This is a genomic window from Prauserella oleivorans (assembly GCF_042685745.1).
Classification (GTDB): Bacteria; Actinomycetota; Actinomycetes; order Mycobacteriales; family Pseudonocardiaceae; genus Prauserella_A; species Prauserella_A oleivorans.
Genome location: NZ_JBHUNT010000001.1, coordinates 795,357 through 816,644, shown reverse-complemented (window position 1 = coordinate 816,644; position 21,288 = coordinate 795,357). Strand labels below are relative to the sequence as shown.

General features: G+C 69.3%; 23 protein-coding genes. 16 read left to right on the top strand and 7 right to left on the bottom strand.

The features are described 5' to 3' along the window. Window positions 1-23 precede the first annotated feature (23 nt). The 3 genes from ACFSZT_RS04015 to ACFSZT_RS04005 form a co-directional block, all read right to left on the bottom strand. Complete coding sequence (locus tag ACFSZT_RS04015) at window positions 24-2,090, bottom strand: PhoX family protein (RefSeq protein WP_377395650.1); 2,067 nt, start codon at window positions 2,088-2,090, stop codon at window positions 24-26. A gap of 94 nt (window positions 2,091-2,184) precedes the next feature. Further along, window positions 2,185-3,399, bottom strand: a complete 1,215-nt coding sequence (locus ACFSZT_RS04010; protein WP_377395647.1) for an MFS transporter — start codon at window positions 3,397-3,399, stop codon at window positions 2,185-2,187. Then, window positions 3,396-3,851, bottom strand: a complete 456-nt coding sequence (locus tag ACFSZT_RS04005; RefSeq protein WP_377395645.1) for a MarR family winged helix-turn-helix transcriptional regulator — start codon at window positions 3,849-3,851, stop codon at window positions 3,396-3,398. Before ACFSZT_RS04005 ends, ACFSZT_RS04010 begins: the two co-directional genes overlap by 4 nt. Window positions 3,852-3,938: 87 nt before the next feature. Here ACFSZT_RS04005 and ACFSZT_RS04000 point away from each other — a divergent pair, with 87 nt between their 5' ends. After that, window positions 3,939-4,580, top strand: coding sequence for an HAD family hydrolase (locus ACFSZT_RS04000; RefSeq protein ID WP_377395642.1), 642 nt, complete (start codon window positions 3,939-3,941; stop codon window positions 4,578-4,580). A gap of 73 nt (window positions 4,581-4,653) precedes the next feature. Here ACFSZT_RS04000 and ACFSZT_RS03995 read toward each other — a convergent pair whose 3' ends face one another. Together ACFSZT_RS03995 and ACFSZT_RS03990 are read right to left on the bottom strand one after the other, a co-directional pair. Next, window positions 4,654-5,742, bottom strand: coding sequence for an inositol-3-phosphate synthase (locus ACFSZT_RS03995; RefSeq protein ID WP_377395640.1), 1,089 nt, complete (start codon window positions 5,740-5,742; stop codon window positions 4,654-4,656). Between the two features lie 13 nt (window positions 5,743-5,755). Then, window positions 5,756-6,334 carry a PadR family transcriptional regulator gene (locus ACFSZT_RS03990; RefSeq protein WP_377395637.1) on the bottom strand — a complete coding sequence of 193 codons (579 nt, stop codon included), beginning with the start codon at window positions 6,332-6,334 and terminating at the stop codon, window positions 5,756-5,758. 253 nt (window positions 6,335-6,587) lie between these two features. Here ACFSZT_RS03990 and ACFSZT_RS03985 point away from each other — a divergent pair, with 253 nt between their 5' ends. From ACFSZT_RS03985 to ACFSZT_RS03975, 3 genes are all read left to right on the top strand, one after another. Beyond that, a complete protein-coding gene (locus tag ACFSZT_RS03985; RefSeq protein ID WP_377395634.1) occupies window positions 6,588-6,986 on the top strand; it encodes a DUF5318 domain-containing protein in 399 nt (132 codons plus the stop codon). 523 nt (window positions 6,987-7,509) lie between these two features. Further along, window positions 7,510-9,996, top strand: a complete 2,487-nt coding sequence (locus tag ACFSZT_RS03980) for a transglycosylase domain-containing protein (protein WP_377395631.1) — start codon at window positions 7,510-7,512, stop codon at window positions 9,994-9,996. Window positions 9,997-10,113: 117 nt separating this feature from the next. After that, the gene (locus tag ACFSZT_RS03975) at window positions 10,114-11,661 is read left to right on the top strand and encodes a glycosyltransferase family 87 protein (RefSeq protein WP_377395628.1); all 1,548 of its coding nucleotides are present in this window, start codon (window positions 10,114-10,116) and stop codon (window positions 11,659-11,661) included. Here the strand turns inward: ACFSZT_RS03975 and ACFSZT_RS03970 are convergent. Together ACFSZT_RS03970 and ACFSZT_RS03965 are read right to left on the bottom strand one after the other, a co-directional pair. Further along, window positions 11,553-12,941: a glycosyltransferase 87 family protein gene (locus tag ACFSZT_RS03970; RefSeq protein ID WP_377395626.1), complete on the bottom strand. Its 1,389-nt coding sequence runs from the start codon at window positions 12,939-12,941 to the stop codon at window positions 11,553-11,555. The genes ACFSZT_RS03975 and ACFSZT_RS03970 overlap by 109 nt on opposite strands. Continuing rightward, window positions 12,934-13,704, bottom strand: a complete 771-nt coding sequence (locus ACFSZT_RS03965) for a deoxyribonuclease IV (protein WP_377395623.1) — start codon at window positions 13,702-13,704, stop codon at window positions 12,934-12,936. The genes ACFSZT_RS03970 and ACFSZT_RS03965 overlap by 8 nt, the downstream gene beginning before the upstream one ends. Before the next feature lie 97 nt (window positions 13,705-13,801). Between ACFSZT_RS03965 and ACFSZT_RS03960 the strand changes: the two genes are divergently transcribed. The 12 genes from ACFSZT_RS03960 to ACFSZT_RS03905 all read left to right on the top strand — a co-directional run bounded on the left by ACFSZT_RS03960 (window position 13,802) and on the right by ACFSZT_RS03905 (window position 21,251). Next, a complete protein-coding gene (locus tag ACFSZT_RS03960; RefSeq protein WP_377395620.1) occupies window positions 13,802-14,632 on the top strand; it encodes a hypothetical protein in 831 nt (276 codons plus the stop codon). A 75-nt stretch (window positions 14,633-14,707) separates the two neighbouring features. Continuing rightward, window positions 14,708-15,586, top strand: a complete 879-nt coding sequence (locus ACFSZT_RS03955) for a hypothetical protein (protein WP_377395617.1) — start codon at window positions 14,708-14,710, stop codon at window positions 15,584-15,586. Between the two features lie 86 nt (window positions 15,587-15,672). Continuing rightward, the gene (locus ACFSZT_RS03950) at window positions 15,673-16,605 is read left to right on the top strand and encodes a hypothetical protein (protein WP_377395614.1); all 933 of its coding nucleotides are present in this window, start codon (window positions 15,673-15,675) and stop codon (window positions 16,603-16,605) included. Window positions 16,606-16,706: 101 nt separating this feature from the next. Continuing rightward, window positions 16,707-17,039, top strand: coding sequence for a 30S ribosomal protein S6 (rpsF, locus tag ACFSZT_RS03945; RefSeq protein ID WP_377395611.1), 333 nt, complete (start codon window positions 16,707-16,709; stop codon window positions 17,037-17,039). A 10-nt stretch (window positions 17,040-17,049) separates the two neighbouring features. Further along, window positions 17,050-17,529 carry a single-stranded DNA-binding protein gene (locus tag ACFSZT_RS03940; protein WP_377395608.1) on the top strand — a complete coding sequence of 160 codons (480 nt, stop codon included), beginning with the start codon at window positions 17,050-17,052 and terminating at the stop codon, window positions 17,527-17,529. Window positions 17,530-17,564: 35 nt separating this feature from the next. Next, window positions 17,565-17,813 carry a 30S ribosomal protein S18 gene (rpsR, locus tag ACFSZT_RS03935; protein ID WP_377395605.1) on the top strand — a complete coding sequence of 83 codons (249 nt, stop codon included), beginning with the start codon at window positions 17,565-17,567 and terminating at the stop codon, window positions 17,811-17,813. Between the two features lie 14 nt (window positions 17,814-17,827). After that, window positions 17,828-18,283 (top strand): 50S ribosomal protein L9, encoded by a 456-nt coding sequence (gene rplI / locus ACFSZT_RS03930; protein WP_377395602.1) that lies wholly within the window; start codon window positions 17,828-17,830, stop codon window positions 18,281-18,283. Between the two features lie 202 nt (window positions 18,284-18,485). Beyond that, window positions 18,486-18,923 (top strand): hypothetical protein, encoded by a 438-nt coding sequence (locus ACFSZT_RS03925; protein ID WP_377478162.1) that lies wholly within the window; start codon window positions 18,486-18,488, stop codon window positions 18,921-18,923. Further along, the gene (locus tag ACFSZT_RS03920; protein ID WP_377395596.1) at window positions 18,920-19,558 is read left to right on the top strand and encodes a DUF3558 domain-containing protein; all 639 of its coding nucleotides are present in this window, start codon (window positions 18,920-18,922) and stop codon (window positions 19,556-19,558) included. The genes ACFSZT_RS03925 and ACFSZT_RS03920 overlap by 4 nt, the downstream gene beginning before the upstream one ends. A 1-nt stretch (window position 19,559) precedes the next feature. Beyond that, the gene (locus ACFSZT_RS03915) at window positions 19,560-20,093 is read left to right on the top strand and encodes a DUF3558 family protein (protein WP_377395593.1); all 534 of its coding nucleotides are present in this window, start codon (window positions 19,560-19,562) and stop codon (window positions 20,091-20,093) included. Window positions 20,094-20,178: 85 nt separating this feature from the next. Then, entirely contained in the window at window positions 20,179-20,613 is a 435-nt protein-coding gene (locus ACFSZT_RS03910; protein WP_377478160.1) for a hypothetical protein, read from the top strand. Then, window positions 20,613-21,251 (top strand): DUF3558 domain-containing protein, encoded by a 639-nt coding sequence (locus ACFSZT_RS03905; protein WP_377395586.1) that lies wholly within the window; start codon window positions 20,613-20,615, stop codon window positions 21,249-21,251. Before ACFSZT_RS03910 ends, ACFSZT_RS03905 begins: the two co-directional genes overlap by 1 nt. Window positions 21,252-21,288 lie beyond the last annotated feature (37 nt).

The following is a 21,288-nucleotide window of genomic DNA, read 5'->3' as shown; positions in this document are numbered from 1 at the left end:
GCCGGCACGGCCACCGATACTCGTCAGCGGACGCCGATCCGGCCCTTCTTCCACACGGCCACGATCGCGGGCCGCGGGTTGGCCGAGCCACCGTCGGGCCAGTGCGACTCGGGGTTGGCCGCGCCCGCGCCCTCACCCGGGTGCTGGACGGCGACGAGCACCACGTCGTCGGTCACCACGGGACCACAGGCCTCGGCACCGATCGGCACGGTGAGGAACTGCTTCACCTGGCCCCGGTTCGGCCCGTCCACCGGCACCGAGAACAGGCCGTCGTTCGAGCCGAGCGCGTTGCCGTCGGTGGAGATCCAGAGGTTGCCGTAGCTGTCGAAGGCGAGGTTGTCCGGGCAGGAGATCGGGCTGACCGCGTTCTTGTCGAACCCGCCGAAGTAGGTGTCGGCCGTGGCCGGGTCACCGCAGACGAGCAGCAGCCGCCACACGAACCGCGTGCCGGCGCCGTCCTCCTCCCATTCGAGGACGTGGCCGTTGCGGTTGCCGTTGCGGGGGTTGGCCTCGTCGGCGCCCGCCTTGCCCGACGCGCCACGGTCGCTGTTGTTGGTGAGCGCGGCGTAGATGCGGCCGTTGACCGGGTTGGGCTCGATGTCCTCGGGGCGGTCCATCTTCGTGGCGCCCACCTTGTCGGCCGCCAGACGCGTGAAGACGTACACCTCCTCGGCCGTGAACCCGTCCACAAACGACTTGTTGCCGCTGGCCAGCGGGATCCACTCGCCGACACCGTCGAACTCGCCGTCGGAGGGCAGGGCGCCGCTGCCGTCGATCTCACTCGCCGGGCTGTCGCCGGTGAACTTGGCGACGTAGAGCGTGCCGTCGTCGAGCAGGCTCATGTTGTGCCGCCGGGCGTGCGCGCTCTTGCCGGGCTTGTACTTGCCGTTGGAGACGAACTTGTAGATGTAGTCGAAGCGCTCGTCGTCGCCGGAGTACACCACCACGCGGCCGTCCTTGGCGATCTTGACATTGGCGGCCTCGTGCTTGAACCGGCCGAGCGCGGTGTGCTTGATCGGGCGGGAGTCCGGGTCGTTCGGGTCGATCTCGACGACCCAGCCGAAGCGGTGGACCTCGTTCGGCTCCTGCGCGATGTCCCAGCGCTTGTCGAACCGCTCCCACTTGCGGGTGCTGGCGCCACCCGAGATGCCGTAGCGGGCGAGCCGCTCGGCCTGCACCGGGTCGGTGACCGTCTCGGCGTTGGCGAAGTACTGGTTGAAGTTCTCCTCGCCGGAGAGCACCGTACCCCACGGCGTCACGCCGCCCGCGCAGTTGTTCTGCGTGCCCCGGACGACGCGGCCGCTCGGGTCGGCGGAGGTCTTCAGGTACTTCGACCCGGCGGCCGGGCCGCGCACCTCGAACTCGGTGTCCATCGTGATCCGGCGGTTGTACCGGCTCGGCACCACCTTCAACCCGCCCGAGCGCTCACGCTCGGCCTGGACCACCGACAGCCCGTGCGCCGCCCACGCGATGCGCACCTGCTCCTCGGTCGGGTTTTCCGGGTCGTACGTCCCGGCCGGGAACATGTCGACCTCGGTGGTGTACTCGTGGTTGACCACCAGGAAGTTCCGCTTGCCCGAGCCGTCCTGCGGGATCAGGCCGACGAAGTCGTTGTTGTAGCCGAACTGCTTGGCCTGCGCGGCCGCGCTCTGGTTGTGGAAGTCGAACTCCGGCGCGCCGGGGACCACCGGGTCGCCCCAGCGGATCAGCACGCGCTGCTCGTAGCCTTCGGGGATCACCACGGCATCGGCGGTGTTCGGGGCCACCGGGTCGAAGTCGGTGCCGGGCACGGGCGCGCCCTGCCGGCCCGACGTGCCGGGCTTGCCGGCCAGGGCGGGCGGCACGGCGGCGGCCGCGGTGCCGGACAGCGCGGCGAAACCGGCCGCGGTGGCCGTCATCACCGCACCGGCCTTCAGCGCGCCCCGGCGCGACACGACGTTGCGGACGACGTCGCCGAAGTACTCGTTGTCCGATGTGTTCGGTGCCGGGTGGGCACACGCGTTGCCGCACCGGTACTCGCAGGTCACCGGCGACCGTCCGGAACGATGCGAGGTCAGCAGCGGGAGAAGACGCCCAGGTTGGACGGACACACGGCCTCCAGGTCACTCAGTCAGGGGAACGAGAGTGACGGTATGTGGCGAAATTAAGACGTCTTCATCCTTGAGATGAACGGCAAGCAAACGCCTAGAACTCTTCCCCGACCAACGCGGCCTCGGCGGGAACCGTGCGCGGGTCACGCCGCTTCGAGCCCACCGACAGCAGACCGGCGGCCAGCACACACAGCACCGCCGACACCAGGAACGGCGCGTGGTCGAACCCCAGCCACTCGGCGACGTGCCCGACGAGTGTGGCCGACGCCGCACCACCCAGCCATCGGCAGAAGTTGTAGCCCGCGCTCGCGACCGGACGCGGAGCGCCGCTGACCGACATCGCCGTGCCGGTGAAGAGCGTGTTGAGCAGCCCGGAGGCCAGTCCACTGAGGATGATCGCGGCGACGAGCAGCGGCTTGCTCGGCACCACCATCACGAGCAGCAGCACGGCGTAGGTGAGCACCGACACGACGGTGGCGTGCCGCTCACCGAGCCGTGCCGCGAGCCGCGGAGCCAGCACCACACCGGCCACCGCCACGCACAGGCCCCAGCCGAAGAAGACCAGCCCGATCTCGATGGCACCCCACTCGAGGACGAACGGCGACCACGCGAGCACGGCGAAGAAGCCGGCGGTGTAGAACGCCGAACCGACAGAGGTCCGCAACAGGCCACCGTGTTTGAGTGCGCGGATCGGGTCGAGCAGCCGGATGCGGTCGCGCTTCTCGTGGACGTCGCTGCGCAGGAACACCGCACACAGCACCAGGGCACACGCCATGAGCACCGACGTGCCGACGAACGGGCCACGCCAGGAGATGTGCCCGAGCACCGCGCCGAGCAGCGGACCGACCGACAGGCCGAGGCCCAGCGCCGCCTCGTAGAGCAGGATGGCGCCTGCCTGCCCGCCCGTGGCGGCCCCGACGATCACCGACAACGCCGTGGCGATGAAGAACGCGTTGCCGAGGCCCCACACCGCACGCAGTCCGATGAGCTGCTCGATCGACCCAGCTGCCGCGCACAGGGCCGTGGCGACGACGATGAGCGTCAGACCGATCAGCACCGTGCGCTTGGCGCCGAACTTCGCACTCGCCGAACTCGTGACGAGCATCGCGAGCACCTGAATGGCCAGATAGGACGAGAAGAGCAGCGTGGTCTGCTGCGGCGTCGCGTCCAGTCCCTCGGCGATCGAGAGCAGGATCGGATCGACCAGTCCGATGCCCATGAAGGCGATGACCGCCGCGAACGCGGTGATCCAGACCTGTTTCGGCTGCCCCTTCACGGCGGAGAGCAGGGAGTGGTTGTCGGCACTCATCGGCTTGCGACTTCCTCCTCGGTGGTGACGGGCGTGAGCAGCCGCCGCAGCGCGGGGATCGCGGCCTCGATGGCAGCGCGGTCCTCCGGGCCCACGGCGGTGAGACGTTCGCGCAGGAACTCCTCACGGCCGCGGATCAGCTCGTCGTGGAACCGCTTGCCCTCGTCGGTGACGGTGACGAGCACGGCGCGGCCATCGGCGGGATCGTGGGCGCGGGTGACGAGTCCGTCCCGTTCGAGCCTGCCGACCACGTCGGTCATCGAGGGCAGGCGCACACCCTCCAGCTCGGCCAGCACGCTCATCCGGCGCGGGCCGCCGCGGATGAGCTCGGACAGGACCGAGCCCTGGGTAAGCGTGAGCGAGTGCCGCGGAGCCTGCCGCCGCACCAGGTAGTACAGGCGGAACAGCAGCGGCCGCAGCTCGTGGGCGAGTTCGGCTACGCGAGAGGTCACTTAGGCAGGCTAACAATATTGCTTAGGTAGGCGAAGTAATGTCGGCCACACTGCCTGCCCACGACTGCTCGAACTATGTTCCACACCATGCGAGCAGTCGTTTTCGACCTCGATGGCGTCCTCGTCGACTCCGAGCAGCAGTGGGACGAGGTACGCCGCTCGGTGGTCGCCGAGCACGGAGGCACGTGGCAGGACGAGGCCACCCGCGCCCTGCAGGGCATGAGCACGCCGGAATGGTCGGCCTACCTGGTGGAGGAACTCGGCACCGCACTGACGCCGGACGAGGTCGCCGAGAAGGTGGTCGGCGAGATGGGCAGGCGCTACTCCGAGGGGCCGCCGGTCCTGCCCGGTGCCGTGGAGGCCGTGCGCAGCGTCGCGGAGCACTTCCCGGTGGCCATCGCCAGCTCGTCCCCGCCGACGCTCATCGAGCACCTGCTCGAAGCCACCGGGCTGACCGAACACGTCCCCGTCGTCGTGTCGAGCGAACAGGTGGCCGCGGGTAAACCGGCTCCGGACGTCTACCTCGAGGCGGCGTCGCGGCTGGACGTTCCGCCCGGCGAGTGCGCCGCCGTGGAGGACTCCGACAGCGGACTGCGCGCCGCGCTCGCGGCCGGCATGACCGTCTACGCCGTGCCCAACCCGCACTACCCGCCCGACGAGCAGGTAGTCGCCCGGGCATCGGTGGTGCTCGACCGGATCGGCGACCTCCCGGCCGCACTGGGGCTCTGACGCGCGAACCCCGGACACGCGACGGGGCGGGCACCGCACGCGGCACCCGCCCCGGGTCGGCACGAAGCCGGAATCAGCGCTCCACGTCGCCCTGGATGAACTTCTCCACCGAGTCGCGCGCGGTGGAGTCGTCGTACTGCACCGGCGGCGACTTCATGAAGTACGACGACGCCGACAGCAGCGGCCCACCGATGCCGCGGTCCTTCGCGATCTTGGCCGCCCGGATGGCGTCGATGATGATGCCCGCCGAGTTGGGCGAGTCCCACACCTCGAGCTTGTACTCCAGGTTCAGCGGCACGTCACCGAACGCGCGGCCCTCGAGGCGCACGTAGGCCCACTTGCGGTCCGACAGCCACGCGACGTGGTCCGACGGGCCGACGTGCACGTTCGACTTGCCGAGGTCGCGGTCGATCTGCGAGGTGACCGCCTGGGTCTTCGAGATCTTCTTCGACTCGAGCCGCTCCATCTCCTTCATGTTCAGGAAGTCCATGTTGCCGCCCACGTTGAGCTGCATGGTGCGATCGAGCTGGACTCCCCGGTCCTCGAACAGCTTCGCCAGCACGCGGTGCGTGATGGTGGCGCCGACCTGCGACTTGATGTCGTCGCCGACGATCGGGACACCCGCGTCGGTGAACTTCTGCGCCCACTCCGGGTCGGAGGCGATGAACACCGGGATCGCGTTGACGAAGGCGACGCCCGCGTCGAGCGCGGCCTGCGCGTAGAACTTGGTGGCCTCCGTGGAGCCGACCGGCAGGTAGGAGACCAGGACGTCGGCACCCGCGGCCTTCAGGGCGGCGGCGACGTCCACCGGCTGCTCGTCGGCCTCCTCGATCGTCTCCCGGTAGAACCGGCCGAGACCGTCGAGCGTGTGACCACGCTGCACCGGCACACCGAGCGGCGGGACGTCACAGATCTTGATCGTGTTGTTCTCGCTGGCGTAGATCGCCGCGGCGAGATCCTGGCCGACCTTCTTGGCGTCCACGTCGAAGGCGGCGACGAACTCGACGTCCCGGACGTGGTAATCCCCGAACTGCACGTGCATCAGGCCAGGCACGCGCGAGCCCGGGTCGGCATCGCGGTAGTAGTGAACACCCTGAACCAGCGATGCCGCACAGTTGCCGACGCCAACGATGGCCACCTTCACGCGGCGGTTCTCGCCCATGCCGGTATCTCCCTTACTCGTGTTCCGTACGTAGGTCTCGCCGAGTCGCGGACGGGTCCTGCCCGCGCTGCTCGGCCTGTTCGTGCGCGATGAGCTCGTTGAGCCAGCGCACCTCCCGCTCGCTGGTCTCCAGCCCCAGCTGGTGCAGCTCGCGGGTGTAGCGGTCGATCTTCTCCTCGGCCCTGGCCAACGCTGCCCGAAGACCTTCGCGGCGTTCCTCGACGCGGCGGCGCCGACCTTCCAGGATCCGCATCCGGACGTCGGCGGGTGTCCTCGAGAAGAACGTCAGGTGGACACCGAACCCCTCGTCGTCCCACGTCTGCGGACCGGCATCGGCGAGCAACTCGGCGAAGTGCTCCTTGCCGTCCGCCGTGAGCTTGTACACACGTTTTGCCCTGCGGTTCCAGCCCGTCGCCGGATCGGCATCCTCCTCGACGATCCACCCGGCCCGCTGCAGCCGACGCAGTGTCGGGTACAGCGACCCGTAGCTGAACGTGCGGAACATACCGAGGGTCTCGTGCAAGCGCTTGCGTAGCACGTAACCGTGCATGGGGGCCTCATGCAGCAGTCCGAGAATTGCGAACTCCAGCACGGCGTACCCCCTTCCGGGAACGAAACGACACCAGCCCGCGTTGCCGCAGAGGCACAAGATGACCTTCGCCAACCTACCGGGCGATTATATCGCACCGATACATCGGAGTGGCGAAGGTAACCGTCGGTCCATGCCCGCTCACCGGATTGTTCACCGGACCGTTATCTACTGCTCGGCGTGTCGATTCGGACACCGTGGTGCACTCCGCCGATCGGCGCGTAGCCAAACGAGACGGAACACGTACTCTGTTGTGGTGCGAAACCAGAGGCAGGTCGTCGACTACGCGCTGCAGCGCCGTGCGCTGCTGGCCGAGGTCTACTCCGGCCGGGTCAGCACCATGGACGTCTGTGACGCCACCCCGTACCTGCTCCGGGCGGCCAAATTCCACGGCACGCCCAGCGACGCCGCGTGCCCGGTGTGCCGCAAGGAAGCTCTCACCCAAGTCCGCTGGGTCTACGGCGACGAGCTCAAGCACGTCGCCGGCTCGGCCAGGGCGCCGGACGAACTCGAGCGAATGGCCAACCTGTTCGCCGAGTTCACCGTCTATGTGGTGGAGGTCTGCCGATCGTGCGGCTGGAACCACCTGGTTCAGTCGTACGTCCTGGGAACCGGAACGCCGCACCCCCGCTCGCGGAGGACCGCGGGTCAGTGACGGCAAACACGGGGCGGAACGGGGTCCCGCCGCGCACACGAGAGGGTTCGGTCCGCAGAACGGCGTACCCCGACGCGCCGATCTGGGAGGGTCTTGAGTGAACGACCACGGAAACAACCGCCGGCCGGAACAGGAGCCCGGCCGCGGCAGGCACAGCCGGTGGCCGTCCGGTGACGACGCGCCGCAGTGGCCAGGCGGAGAGGAGCCGCCGAGACCACCGCGGCAGCCTCCCCAGGGCAGGCCGCCGCAGCAGCCCCACCGCCGGCCGCAGCCACCTCAGCAGCCGCAACAGCCCCAGCAGCCGATGTGGCCGACGGGTGACGACGACCGCAGGCCCGCCTGGCCCGGTGAACCCGGGCCGCCGCCGCGCCGTCCCCAGGGCGGCCGTCCCGTGCCGCCTCCACCGCCGGGCCACCAGCCACCGCCCGGACGTCCACCCCGGGGTCCCGCACCGGGCGGCTACCGGCAACCCCCGCCGCCGCAACGCCCTCAGAGCGGGCGGCCGCCCGAACGTCCGAACGGCATGGGCGCCGCGGCCGGTGGTGCCGCAGCCGGTGGCGCCGCGGGTGCCGCGGGCGGTTACGCGGCGGGCCGGGCCGCCGAGGAACGTGAGCCGGAACTCATCACGCACCGTGCCTACAACGGCACCGGCTACGACGACGACCCGTACGACGACTACGGCTACGACGAGGCCGGCTACGACGACCGCGACGACCTCGCCCGGTCGCGCGAACCCGGCTACGACACCGACGACGCCGATGACGACGGCGCCGCCGTGGACGCGAAGGGCAAGCCCGTCCTGAGCGCGGCGGAGCGCAAGAAGCGTCGCTGGCGGCGAATCCGCCGGGCCGCCTACGCGTTCGTCGGCGTCTTCCTCGTGCTGCCGGCGCTCGCGTTCGCCGTCACGTACTTCTTCGTCGACGTCCCGACGCCGGAAGAGGTCGCGGCCGAGCAGGGCAAGGTCGTCACCTACTACTTCTCCAACGGCAAGGAGATGGGCCGCGACGTCCCGCCCGAGGGGCACCGGATCATCCTCAAGCCCGAGGACATCCCCGCGGTGATGCGGCACGCGGCCTACGCGGCCGAGGACGCGACGTTCGAGACCAACCCCGGTTTCGACATCTCCGGCATCATGCGCGCCGTCTACAACCAGCTGACCGGCGGCGTCGGCGGTGGTTCGACCATCAGTCAGCAGTACATCAAGATGGCGACCCAGAACGACGAGTACTCCATCACCCGTAAATGGACCGAGCTCGTCAAGGCGTTCAAGATGAACAACGAGCAGTCCAAGCAGGAGATCATCACCGCGTACCTCAACACCATCTACTTCGGACGCGGTGCCTACGGGATCGAGACGGCCGCCGAGGCCTACTACGGCAAGAGTGCCAAGGAGCTCAACGCCTCCGAGGCGGCGCTGCTCGCCGGGATGATCCAGCAGCCGGGCCGGTCGGAGGACCCCGTCGTCCGGGAACAGCGCTGGAACTACGTGATGGACCAGATGGTGGCCAACAAGTGGCTCACCCCCGGCGACCGGGCGGCCGCCCAGGTTCCGCAGCTGATCCCGCTGGAGCAGTCGCGGCCCGAGTCGCTCAACGGACCGGACGCGTTCATCAAGCAACGTGTCATGGCCGAGCTCGAGGCCAAGGGCTACCCCGAGGAGAAGGTGCAGACCGGTGGTTACCGCGTCTACACCACCATCGACCAGCGGGCCCAGACTCTCGCCAAGAAGGCCGTCAACGATGTGATGAAGGACCAGCCCGAGGAACTGCGGAAGGCCCTGGTCGCCGTCAACCCGAAGACCGGTGGTGTGTCCGCCTACTACGGTGGTCCGAACAAGCCCGGCGTCGACGAGATGGACTGGGGCAACGTCCAGCGCAACCCCGGTTCGTCGTTCAAGCCGTTCGACCTGGTCGCGCTGCTGCAACGCGGCAAGGGCCTCGGCGAGATCTACGACGGCAGCTCGCCGCGCAAGTTCGGCGCCGCCGAGATCCGCAACTCCGAGAACGCCCAGTGTCCGCAATGTACGGTCGCCGAGGCCATGGAGCGCTCGATCAACACCGTCTTCTACGACATCGTGGTGAACGAGGTCGGGCCGAAGGCGGTGGTCGAGGCCGCGCTGGCGGCCGGCATCCCGGAGAAGCACGGCGACCGCGAGACGATGGGCAGCGTCGACGGCAACATCTCCATCGGCGGTGGTGACACGATGGTGACGCCCACCGACATGGCGGGTGCCTACGCCACGTTCGCCTCGGGCGGCATCAAGCGCGACACCCACTTCGTCGCCAAGCTCACGACGGCCGACGGCGAGGTGCTGTTCGACGAGACCACGAAGGCGGCCACCGAGGGCGAGCCCGCGTTCTCCTCCGACGAGGAGAAGAGCAAACAGATCGCGGGCAACGTCACCGAGTCGCTGGAGCCGGTGCTCAGCTACTCCGAGCTGACGTGCGCGGACGGCCGCGAGTGCGCGGGCAAGACGGGTACGCACCAGTACGTCGCGCCGGACGGCACCAAGGACGTCAACGAGAACTCGCAGGCGTGGATGGTCGGCTACACCCCGCAGATCTCCACGGCCGTGTGGGTCGGCACGGGCGGCGGCGAGCCGATCCGCGACGCCGACGGCGGCCGGATCTACGGCAGCGGCCTGCCGGGTGAGATCTGGAAGGAGTTCATGGACTCCTACCACGAGAATCTGCCGAAGGAGCCGTTCCCCGAGGTCGAACTGATCGGCAAGGCGCCGGTGGTGCCGGAGGAGGACGACTCGTCGTCCACGCCGACCTACACGCCCCCGAGCGAGACGGAGCCGTCCACGCCGTCCTCGTCGGTGCCCAAGCCGACGACTCCGCCGTCGCCGACGGAACCCAGCACGCCGACGGAACCCAGCATTCCGGAGGAGAGCGAGTCGGACGACGTCACGCCTCCGGGTGGGCCACCCGACGACAACTGGCCGTTCCCCGGTGACGACGAGGAGCCGGAGGGCGCCAGGCAGGAAGAGATGTCATCAGCTCCATAGCTGCACGGGTGGGTCGTTCGCGGCAGAGACCGCGGACGGCCCGCCCGTCTGCTGTCCGCCTGAATTCCTCCGCGGCGCCGCCCACGCACGGGCACCCACCGCCGCGCCGCTTGTAACATGCGGCGCGTGCCCAGCGATAAACATGCTCCCTCGCCGGGGGCAACGCCCGAGACCATGTCGCTGGATCCGGAACAGCGCGTGATCCCGAGCTGGACCGAGCCCACTGTCGCGGCCGCGACGCGCCCCATCGGGGGGCCGCTGGGGGAGCACGCCGCCGTCGGCCGGCACTGGTTCTGGTCGCCGCTGCGAGTCGGGCTGTTGCTGGGCGTTGTCGCGCTCACGCTCGGGTGGTTCGGCAAGGCCGCCTGCATCCAGCAGTACGTCGGCGAGAACGGACAGGCAGAGCTGGACTGGCGGTCGGGCCGGCCGTACGTCGCGATGTGTTACTCCGACGTCGTGCCGCTCTACTCGGCCGAGCAACTCGATCGCGGCGGCACCTTCCCGTACGCCACGAGCTGGGTCGAGAACGAGGGCACCGACCGCGAGCAGGTGCGGTACATGGAGTACCCGGTGCTCACCGGGCTCTTCCAGTGGGTGAACGCCAAGCTCACGCACGCATGGACCGACGTCGCCGCCTCCGGCTGGCTGCCGGGCGCGCTACCGGTGGCCGTGTACTTCAACCTCACCGCCTTCTTCCTGGCCGCCGCCTGGCTGGTCACCATCTGGGCAGTGGCGCGATCGGCACGCCGCAGACCGTGGGACGCGGCGCTGGTGGCCATCTCGCCGCTGGCCGTCGTGCACGCGTTCACCAACTTCGACACGCTCGCCACGGCGTTCGCGGCCTGCGCACTGCTGGCGTGGGCACGGCGCAAGCCAGTGGCGGCCGGTGTGCTGCTGGGGCTGGGTGCCGCGGCCAAGCTGTATCCGTTGTTCTTCCTCGGTCCGCTGCTCGTGTTGTGCCTGCGGGCGGGGCGGCTGCGCACGTGGACCACCACCGCGCTGACCGCGGCGGGCACCTGGCTCGCCGTGAACCTCCCGTTCATGCTGTTCCTGCGCGAGGGGTGGTCGGAGTTCTTCCGGCTCAACACCGAACGCGGCATGGACCCCGACTCGCTCTACAACGTCGTCTCGTACTTCACCGGCTGGGTCGGCTTCGACGGCCCGCTCGCCCCAGGCGAGACCCCCACCTGGCTGAACACGGTCAGCGGCGCGTTGTTTCTGGTCTGCTGCGCCGGCGTGGCCTACCTGGCACTCACCGCGCCGGTGCGGCCCCGAGTGGCGCAGCTGTGTTTCCTGGTGGTGGCGGCGTTCCTGCTGACCAACAAGGTGTGGAGCCCGCAGTACTCGCTGTGGCTGGTGCCGCTCGCGGTGCTCGCCATTCCGCGCTGGCGGCTGCTGCTCGCCTGGATGGTCATCGACGCGCTGGTGTGGGCGCCGCGGATGTTCTACTACCTCGGCATCGACAACAAGGGTCTGCCGGAGGGCTGGTTCCTGGGCACCGTGGTGGTGCGCGACCTCGCGGTGATCGCGCTGTGCGTGCTGGTGGTGCGGGAGATCTACCGGCCGTCGCGAGACCTGGTGCGCACGGCCGGTGACGACGATCCGCTCGGCGGCGTGCTCGACGGCGCCCGCGACGTCGTGGTGGTCCGCTCGCCCTCGCGGTAGGGCCCCTCGCGGTAGGGCCCCTCGCGGTAGGGCACGGTCCGCGCACCCAGGAACGCGACGAACAGTCCGGCCAGCAGCGCGGCCCGGCCCCATACACCGACGACCACGGCCTGCGCGGCCAGCCCGTCGGCGATCCCCGCGCCCTCGGCGTACCAGCGGAACAGGCCGATGCCGAGCGCGAGATCGGCGGCCAGATACCCCACGATCCAACCCCACCGCACCGCCACCAGCACGAACATCGGCAGCAGCCACAACATGTACTGCGGCGAGTGCACCTTGTGCAGCAACAAGAACCCGCACAACGCGGCCGCGCACACCGGCAGGAACGGGTAGCTTCCCTCCCGCTGGTAGCGCCGCCACCCGAGCAGGCAAGCGAGCGCCAGCGAGCCCAGCACGAGCAGAGGTGACGCGACGCCGGTGAACGACTGGAACGTCGCGTCGTCGGCGAAGAGGTGCCGCACGCCCCAGAACCAGATCGAGTTCGTCGTGCCGTCCACCGAGCGTTGCCCCTGGAACTCGAACGACGCCCACCAGCCGTCGAACCCGGCCAGCGCGAACGGCAGGTTCACGGCGATGGCCGTACCCGCCGCGATCGCGGGTATCCGCAGCGCCCGGTGCGCCTCACCGCGGCGCTCGGCATAGACGTAGAGCGCCAGCGGCACCACGAACAACGCCGGGTAGAGCTTCACGGCCGCACCGGCGCCCAGCAGCACCGCCGCCCAGCCCGAGCGTGCGCCCAGTGCCCCACGGCCGCGGTACAGCACGAAGAACGCCGCCACCGCACACAGCACGGCGGCGAGGTCCCAGTTGTGGAACGCGTACAGCACAAGTGGTGGACCGAGCGCCCACAACAGGGCCCGCCACCCCGCCAGCGCCGCGAGCAGCCACGCCGTCAGCAGCCCGAGCGGCGCCAGCAGCAACGCCGAGTGCAGCAGGAATTCCGCGTCCGTGTCGGCGAAGAACGCGCCCGCCCAGATGACGAGCCCCGTGAGCACCGGGTACTCCAGCGCGCCGCCGACGAGCGCTCCATCGACCAGATCGCCGTGCACGTAGGGGAAGGTGTGCCGATCGATGTCCCGCCCGAGCCACAGGAACTGGATGTCGGAGTAGCAGACGTCGGTGAAGTTGCGCTCGGCGTAACCGGGGGTGCTCCGACCCGAGTCGTCGAACTCGGGCCCGGTGCACCGGTATTTGTTGACCAGCCCGAAGGCGAGCGTGACCGCGCACAGCAGCACCACGACGGCCGGCTGCACACCACGCCCTGTCGTGCCGTTACGCAAGCCCGTGCAGGTACTCGATGTCGGCGGCCTGGCCCTCCGCGGGCGTCTCCACGATCACCGGCGCGCCCGCGGCCTTCGCCACGGCGGCCAGCAGCTCCGGCTCGATGGTGCCGTCACCGCCGACCACGTTGGCGTGCCGGTCACGCTGCGAACCGAACGGGTCCCGGGAGTTGTTCAGGTGCACCAGGTCGATGCGGCCGGTGATGGCGAGCACCTTTTCGACGGCGGTGTCGAGCTCCCAGCCCGCGGCGTAGGCGTGGCAGGTGTCCAGGCAGAACCCGGCGCCGAAGTCGCCGACGGCGTCCCAGAGCCGCGCCAGCATGTCCAGGTCGCGGGCCATGGCGTTCTCGCCGCCCGCGGTGTTCTCGATGAGGATCGGCACCCCGAACCCGCCCTGCTCGGCCTGCCGCTCGAACAGCTTGCGCCAGTTGGCGATGCCCTCGGCCGCGTCCTCACCCTTGCGGACGTGCCCGCCGTGGACGATGAGGCCCTTCGCACCGACCGCCCGCGCGCCCTCCGCATGCTGCGCGACCGTCTTGCGCGACGGGATCCGAATGCGGTTGTTCAGCGACGCGACGTTGAGCACGTACGGCGAGTGGATGTAGACGTCGATCCCGGCGGGTCCGAACTCACCGGCCTGCGGGTGTGGCTGCGGCTTCTTCCAGCCCTGCGGGTCGGCGAGGAAGAACTGCACCGCGTCGGCGTTCCGCTCGCGTGCCGCGGAGATCGGGTCGTCATCCCGGACGTGCGCGCCGATCAGCATTCGTCGAGGGTATCGACTCCGCCCCGGCTCCATCGAGTACCTTCGCACGTGCTTCGCATTTGACTGCGACCACATACGTAGCGTGAGGTGGGGGCTCGTGAGCACTGGGGTGGGTCGGCAGGTCAGGCGCATCGCGGCGACGGGCATCGCGGCGACCGTGTGCGCGCTGGGACTGTCCGGCGTGGCGAGCGCGGAACCGGTGATCGTCGGCAGCTGCGCGAGCACGGTGAAAGGCGAGGACGGCGAGCCGCTGACCGTCGACCTGCTCGCCGCCGGGAACGCGCCCGGCGTCGTCGGCGTCGGCCTCGGCACCGAGTCGGACGCGGCGATCCGGCCGCCGGTCAAGGAAGTCGTCGACACGCTCGGGCTGAGCGATGCCGACCTCGTCGTGAACCCGCTCGGCCAGGTCTGCGATGTCGCCCAGGGCACGGTCAACACCCTCGTGGCGCCGGTGCAGGAGGCACTGCCGGCCCCCGAACAGCCTGGTGAACCCGAGGCTCCGAGCCCGGAGCAGCCCGAGCCGGACGACCCTGGCGCCGCCCCCGAACCCGCTCCGGTTCCGGACGCCCCCGAGCCGGACGTCCCCGAGGACGGCACCGACTCCGAGCCGGTGCACCTCACGGCCCCCGACCCGCAGGTCACGACGCCCGCGGGCGGCACCACGCCGCCCGACCCGGTCGGCGGTACCGGCGCTGTGAACGGACCGCTCGCGGCGGGGATCCAGGCGCCGCCCGCGCCGGTCGGCCCCGGGCTCGGCCTGCCGGAGGGTGGCGACCGGCCGGAGGAGGCCGCGCGCCAGTCGGGCACCGCGCAAGCCCTGCCGGCCGCGCAGCCCCACGACCGGGTGCCGCTGGTGCTCGCGGTGGTGACACTCCTCGTGGTCATCGCCGCGTTGAGCCGGGCCTGGCTGCGCCGCAAGACCGCCTGATCGGCCTACCAGGCCTGCGTCACATCCCCGTTCCTGGTTCGTTGTCCCTACAGAGCTGATCGGGGAGGCCTGGCCATGCGCACCTACACCGGCAAAGTCGCCGCCGTCGGATCCGCCGCCGTCGTGCTGGCGGCCTCGGCCGCACTCGCCACGCCGGGTGTCGCCGCCGCCGAGACCAAGCAGGTGCCGTGCGGCGGCACGGTGACGGCAGCGCCCGGCGATCACATCCAGGGCGTCACCGCGCTCGGCCTGCCCATCGACCTCGGCATCGTCACCGACAGCGTCGGTTCGCTGCTCAACGGGCTGTGCAGGGTCACGGTGAACCTCGTCGACACGGTGGTGGCGCCGATCCCCGCGGTCGGCGAGCCCGTCGCGGGCGCCGTCAACGGCGTCGTGGAGGGCACCACCGGCACCGTCGGACAGGTGACGGATGCCGTCGGCTCCCTCGGTCGTCGTGCCGGCGAACCCGCACCTGCGCAGCCACCGGCGGCCCGCGAGCCCCGGCAACCCGCGCAGCCGCGTCCGGAGACGGGCGGCACCGGCCCGGCCGACGCCAGGCCGCAAGCCCTGCCCGCCCCGAACAGCCCCGTGGTGGGCGGTAGCACCCCGCAGGGCATGCCGTGGCTCGGCATCACACCGACGTGGTCGCCCCTGCAGCGGTACTCCGGCCTGCCCGCGGCGACGCCCGGCCTGTTCAACGTCTCTCCGGGCGTGCGCTACGGCGGCCAGATCCCCGGCTACAGCCCCGAGTTCGGCCTCCTCGGCGAGGACGGCGAGCGCTCGACGTCCGGTGACCCGGGCGTGCGCAACGCCGGCGAGGCCGACGCGCTCCCGGCGGCCGCGGATGACTCGGCCACGGGGCCTGCCTTGTCGACCCTGCTGGCCGTCCTGGCACTGGCCGGAGTCAGCGCGGGGCTGGTACGTACCTGGGTGCTCCGGAAGGCAACCACGTAGTCTGCTCGCGCGTATCCATGGGCGCGACGACTCGTTGCCTTTGTTGACGCTCGGCCATTTTCGGAGGGAAAGCTTCTGTGCGCACCATGCCCACCGCCCTCGCCAGGATGACGCGCAAGGCGCTCAGCACAGCCGCCGTGGTGGCGGCCGCCACCGGGATCACCGTGCTCGCCTCGGGCACCGCCACCGCCGCCGACCAGGCGGTCGCCCCCTCCTGCACGGCCGCCGTCGCCGCACCCATCGGACAGCAGGTCGTGGTGCCGGGCTCGGCGGTCCAGGAACTCGTGCGCCTGGGTGCCGAGGAGGCCAAGACCAGGCTCCTGCAGGCCACATGGCCGAACGAGCTCGCCAAGGAGATCGCCGGCGAGCAGCTCACCGTCGGCGCGGTGCCGAACGCGCGGACCAGCACGATCGGCGGGCAGACGATCGGCGCCGAGGTCGGTGAGGCCCTGGAGGGGCACTGGGCGCTCGGCGTCTTCGGTGACACCAAGCGCCGTGTGCTCGAGACGATCGTCAACAAGGTGTCGGGCAACTGCGGGCTCACGCTGTCGGCCACCGACTACGTCGCGCCGACCACCCCGTCCGCGGACCGGCCGGACCCCGCACCGAACGCGAGCCACGGCGCGCCGGCCACGTCCGGCCCCGGCTCCGACACGGCCGTCCCGGGCACCGAGGCTCCGCTGGGCTCCGGCTCGGCGACCGCCCCGCCGCGCGACTACAGCGGCATCCCCGCCGCGACCGCGCCGACCGCGGGCATCTCCGTGCCGCCGAGCATGCGGTACTCGCCGTCCAGCGGGGTTCCCGGCGCTCCCGGCTCGCCGGAATTCGGCATCCTCGGCGCCGACCGGGCGGGCTCGGGCGACGGCTCGAGTGACGTGCGCAACGCGGGCAACGCCGACGCGCTCGCCGCTCCGGACACGCCGAGCCAGGTGCAGCTGCCGATGCTGCTGGCCGTCGTGGCGCTGGCCGGGGTCACCGCCGCGCTGGTGAGGACCTGGGTGCTTCGCCGCGTCTCCTGACCCGCGCCCGATCTCGTCGCCCATCCCGGTTAGACTTACCGGGACAACCCTCCTGTCACGGAACGTCCGTGACCGCCTGAGCCCATAGGAGGTGAGTGGTTGTGTCACGCCATTACGAGGTAATGGTCATCCTCGATCCGTCGCTGGACGAGCGCACGGTCGCCCCCACCCTCGAGAACTTCCTCAACGTCATCCGCAACTCGGGTGGCAGTGTGGAGAAGGTCGACGTCTGGGGCCGGCGCCGCCTCGCCTACGAGATCAAGAAGCACGCCGAGGGCATCTACGCCGTCCTCGACCTGCACTCCGAGCCGGACGCCGTCAAGGAGCTCGACCGCCAGCTGTCGCTGCAGGAGACCGTGCTGCGCACCAAGGTGGTCCGGCAGCAGGCACCGCGCGGGGCCAAGGCCGCCGCGAAGATCGCCGCGAAGGCCTGAGGCGGCGACCATGGCCGGAGACACCATCATCACGGTGGTCGGCAACCTGACCGCTGACCCGGAGCTTCGCTTCACGCCGTCGGGCGCGGCGGTCGCGAACTTCACGGTCGCCTCCACGCCGCGCACCTTCGACCGCCAGACCGGCGAGTGGAAGGACGGCGAGGCGCTGTTCCTGCGCTGCAACATCTGGCGGCAGGCGGCCGAGAACGTCGCGGAGACGCTGACCAGGGGCGCCAGGGTCATCGTCCAGGGCCGGCTCAAGCAGCGGTCGTTCGAGACCAAGGAAGGCGAGAAGCGGACCGTCGTCGAACTCGAGGTCGACGAGATCGGGCCGTCGCTGCGCTACGCGACCGCGAAGGTCAACAAGGTGAGCCGCGGCAGCGGTGCAGGCGGATTCAGCGGCGGTGGCGCGAGCGCGCCCGCCGACGACCCGTGGGGTTCCGCGCCACCGGCCGGTGGCGGCGGCTTCTCCGACGAGCCGCCCTTCTGACAAGCAACCACACATCAGTTCCCCAGGAGTACACAGTGGCTAAGCCACCCGTTCGTAAGCCGAAGAAGAAGGTCTGCGTCTTCTGCAAGGCCGAGAAGCAGGGCCACCCGGAGCGCATCGACTACAAGGACACCAACCTGCTGCGGAAGTACATCTCCGACCGCGGCAAGATCCGTGCCCGTCGCGTCACCGGCAACTGCAGCCAGCACCAGCGTGACATCGCCATCGCGGTCAAGAACTCCCGCGAGATGGCGCTGCTGCCCTACACCTCGACCGCTCGCTGAGAAGGGAGTCAGACATGGCGAAGATCATCCTGACGACCGACGTGGCGAACCTGGGCGGTCCCGGCGACATCGTCGAGGTCAAGGACGGCTACGCGCGCAACTACCTGCTGCCCCGTGGCTACGCCATCCCGTCCACCAAGGGCGCGGAGAAGAACGTCCAGACCATCCGGCGTGCCCAGGAGGCCCGGCGGATCCGCGACCTGGACCACGCCAAGGAGATCAAGGCGACGCTCGAGGGCCTCGGTGACATCCAGCTCGCCGCGAAGGCCGCCGAGGGCTCGAAGAAGCTGTTCGGTTCGGTGACGGCGGCCGACATCGTCGGTGCCATCAAGGCGGCCGGCGGCCCGCTGCTCGACAAGCGGACCATCCAGCTCAACGAGCACATCAAGACGGTCGGCAAGCACACGGTCACGGCTCGCCTGCACCCCGACGTGCGGGCGGACGTCCGACTCGAGGTCACGGCCAAGTAAGTGAACGGATTACGGCGGGGTCTCTCTTCACCGAGAGGCCCCGCCGTTTTCGTGTCTGGTTGAAACCATCGGGCCGGTACTTTCGTCTCACTTTCGGTGCGCTTGACGCCTACCTGAGAAGGACGGAAAACTTGCTGCCCGGAGTGAGTGCCGTGGCTTGGGGTGCCGCGGGCGCGGGGGTTGACGAAGGGGATCGGAACTGATGTTGAGCCCTATTGACCGGCTTCCGGAGATACCGGGCATCCCAGCGATCTCGATGGTGAAGACCGCCGGCAAGGCCATGGCAGCCGTGGGCCGCAGCGCCGGTGGCGGCGCGGGTGGCGGCGGGGGATACACCTTCACGCCCGAGGAGATCGACGAGGTCATCAGGCAGTGGGAAGATCTACGTGATGGCCTTATGGAAGATCGGTTCGAGGCCCGGAAAGTAGCCGATGTACGACCGCCCGGCCGAGAGTTCGCGAGCGGTGACTTCGCACAGGCTGCCGGACCGTCCGGCACTGCCTTGCTGGAACAGACAGAACGCATGCTTGATTACGTCGAGAAGTACATCCAGGCCTTGAAAGACGCCAAAGGGGCCACGGAGACCCAGAACGAGCAGGCTCGCGAGGAGATCCAGAAACCCGGGGGCATGCTCGCATGACCGTACGCCGCATCGTTGGTGGCCTGAGCACGACGTTGGTCGCCGTTGCGCTACTCACCGCTTGCTCGGATTCCGAAGGTGGCACGCCGAGCCCGATCGGTCAGCCGTCCACCGGTGAATCGCCGGCCTCGAGTAGCGCCGCTCCCAGCAGCAGCGCCGATCCGGCAAGCGACGTACCCCGTGTGACAGAGCCTCTCGACATCTCGGTCGTCAAGCAGGACCCGTGCGCGGCGCTGCCAGAGTCCATCGCAGCCGGGCTCAACCTCCTGCCGGGTGTCCGGGACAGCATTCAGCAAGGGCCATACTGCAAGTACGAGTACGACGACGACTCCGGCAGCATTGTGAACGTCCAGTACGAGGAGCCGTTCAGCAATGGCCTCGCCGACGTGTACGCCCGCAAAGAGGCTCTCGGCGTCTTCGAACCAACCACGGTGTCGGGCTATCCAGCGGTTTATGCGGACCGGGTGGATTCGCGGTCTGAAGGTGTCTGCCAGCTACTGGTCGGCATGAGCGACACCGAAGTCCTCACCTTCTACGCCGACCTCCGACCTTCGACAAGTGACTACCCGCAGGGCTGCGCAGTAGCCGAGAAGACAGCGGAAACGGTGATCGAGAACTTGAAGGGCGGGGCCTGAGGTGACTGACCGGACGGCGCCCACGGGCGCCACGCGGTCCAGACCTCAGAAATCGCGCGCAGCGAGAAGCTTACTGAGCACGACACTGATCGCCGCAGCGTTGTTGGCCGGCTGCTCGGATTCCCAGTCGGGGACGCCGAGCGCGGCCGGTAAGCCCCTCACGGATTCGCCGGCATCGAACGTTTCCACACCGAGCAGCAGCACAGACCACAGCAGTGACGCGCCACGCGTAGCGGAGCCGCTCGACGTGGCCACGCTTGAGCACGACCCCTGCGCAGTGCTGTCCCAAGCGCAGGTGAGCAAGCGAGACCTGCAGCCAGGAAAGGTCGAGCCGGTCGACGGCGCACCAGCCTGCGAATACACGTACACCGATGGATCCGGTAGCCAGGTGAGCTTTGTCCAAGTTCCCGCGTTCAAGACCGGCCTGTCTGATATCTATGCCCGCAAGGCGAACCTCGCCTTGTTCGAACCGGCCGAACGAAACCATCGGGCCGGTACTTTCGTCTCACTTTCGGTGCGCTTGACGCCTACCTGAGAAGGACGGAAAACTTGCTGCCCGGAGTGACTGCCGTGGCTTGGGGTGCCGCGGGCGCGGGGGTTGACGAAGGGGATCGGAACTGATGTTGAGCCCTATTGACCGGCTTCCGGAGATACCGGGCATCCCAGCGATCTCGATGGTGAAGACCGCCGGCAAGGCCATGGCAGCCGTGGGCCGCAGCGCCGGTGGCGGCGCGGGTGGCGGCGGGGGATACACCTTCACGCCCGAGGAGATCGACGAGGTCATCAGGCAGTGGGAAGACCTACGTGAAGGCCTGGAGGACGACGAGCGGGAAGCCGAGAATGTGGCCAACGTGCAGGCGCCAGGCAGGGAGTTCGCGAGCGGTGACTTCCAACAGGCAGCAAACCCTTCCGGTGAAGCACTCGTTCAGCAGACTCGGCGGATGAAGCAGTATGTCGAGATGTACATCGCGAAGCTCAAGGAAGCCAAGGCAGGCACCGAGGCGCAGAACGAGCATGCCCGCGACGAGATCAAGAAGTTCGGGGGAATGCTCTGATGGTCGCTCGCCGTGCCGTTGGCGGGCTGAGCACGACGCTTATCGCCATCGCACTGCTGTCCGGCTGTTCCGATTCCGAGGGCGGCACGCCCACCCCCGTCGGCCAGCCGAGCACCCAAGCCTCAAGTTCTGCTGCTGCACCCAGCAGCAGCGCTGCCCCAGGCAGCGACACACCGAGCGTGGCCGAGCCGCTCGACGTGTCCAGCCTCGAACAGGATCCTTGTGCAGCGCTGTCAAGCCAGCAGGTCCAGCAACTCAACCTGCAACCTGGCAAGCGTGAGTCGACGAACTCGGGCGCACCGGTGTGCGAGTACGAGTACAAGGAGGACTCCGGTAGCCAGGTCAGCGTCATCCTGACACCGGAGTTCACCAACGGAATCGGCGACGTATACGCACGCAAGGACGCCCTGGCCTACTTCGAGCCGACCGAAATCGCCGGCTACCCAGCTGCCTACGCAAGCAACAGCGATGGCCGTTCGGAAGGCACCTGCCAGTTGCACGTGGGTCTCACGGATCAGTTCGTTGTTTCGACAATGGTTCAACTCAGCTCGCTGAACGCGGACTACCCGCGCGGGTGTGAGGTCGCCGAACTGTCGACCCAGACCATGATCGAGAACTTGAAGGGCGGGGCCCGATGAGTAGCGGAACCCTGCCGGTGGGTGGCACGTCGAACAG

Bases quoted from the DNA above. Each gene is read 5' to 3' on its own strand.
- ACFSZT_RS04010 (WP_377395647.1), bottom strand. From the start codon at position 3,399: ATGAGTGCCGACAACCACTCCCTGCTCTCCGCCGTGAAGGGGCAGCCG.
- ACFSZT_RS04000 (WP_377395642.1), top strand. From the start codon at position 3,939: ATGCGAGCAGTCGTTTTCGACCTCGATGGCGTCCTCGTCGACTCCGAG.
- ACFSZT_RS03995 (WP_377395640.1), bottom strand. From the start codon at position 5,742: ATGGGCGAGAACCGCCGCGTGAAGGTGGCCATCGTTGGCGTCGGCAAC.
- ACFSZT_RS03980 (WP_377395631.1), top strand. From the start codon at position 7,510: ATGGGCGCCGCGGCCGGTGGTGCCGCAGCCGGTGGCGCCGCGGGTGCC.
- ACFSZT_RS03975 (WP_377395628.1), top strand. From the start codon at position 10,114: ATGCGGCGCGTGCCCAGCGATAAACATGCTCCCTCGCCGGGGGCAACG.
- ACFSZT_RS03965 (WP_377395623.1), bottom strand. From the start codon at position 13,704: ATGCTGATCGGCGCGCACGTCCGGGATGACGACCCGATCTCCGCGGCA.
- ACFSZT_RS03955 (WP_377395617.1), top strand. From the start codon at position 14,708: ATGCGCACCTACACCGGCAAAGTCGCCGCCGTCGGATCCGCCGCCGTC.
- ACFSZT_RS03950 (WP_377395614.1), top strand. From the start codon at position 15,673: ATGCCCACCGCCCTCGCCAGGATGACGCGCAAGGCGCTCAGCACAGCC.
- ACFSZT_RS03940 (WP_377395608.1), top strand. From the start codon at position 17,050: ATGGCCGGAGACACCATCATCACGGTGGTCGGCAACCTGACCGCTGAC.
- rplI (WP_377395602.1), top strand. From the start codon at position 17,828: ATGGCGAAGATCATCCTGACGACCGACGTGGCGAACCTGGGCGGTCCC.
- ACFSZT_RS03925 (WP_377478162.1), top strand. From the start codon at position 18,486: ATGTTGAGCCCTATTGACCGGCTTCCGGAGATACCGGGCATCCCAGCG.
- ACFSZT_RS03920 (WP_377395596.1), top strand. From the start codon at position 18,920: ATGACCGTACGCCGCATCGTTGGTGGCCTGAGCACGACGTTGGTCGCC.
- ACFSZT_RS03910 (WP_377478160.1), top strand. From the start codon at position 20,179: ATGTTGAGCCCTATTGACCGGCTTCCGGAGATACCGGGCATCCCAGCG.
- ACFSZT_RS03905 (WP_377395586.1), top strand. From the start codon at position 20,613: ATGGTCGCTCGCCGTGCCGTTGGCGGGCTGAGCACGACGCTTATCGCC.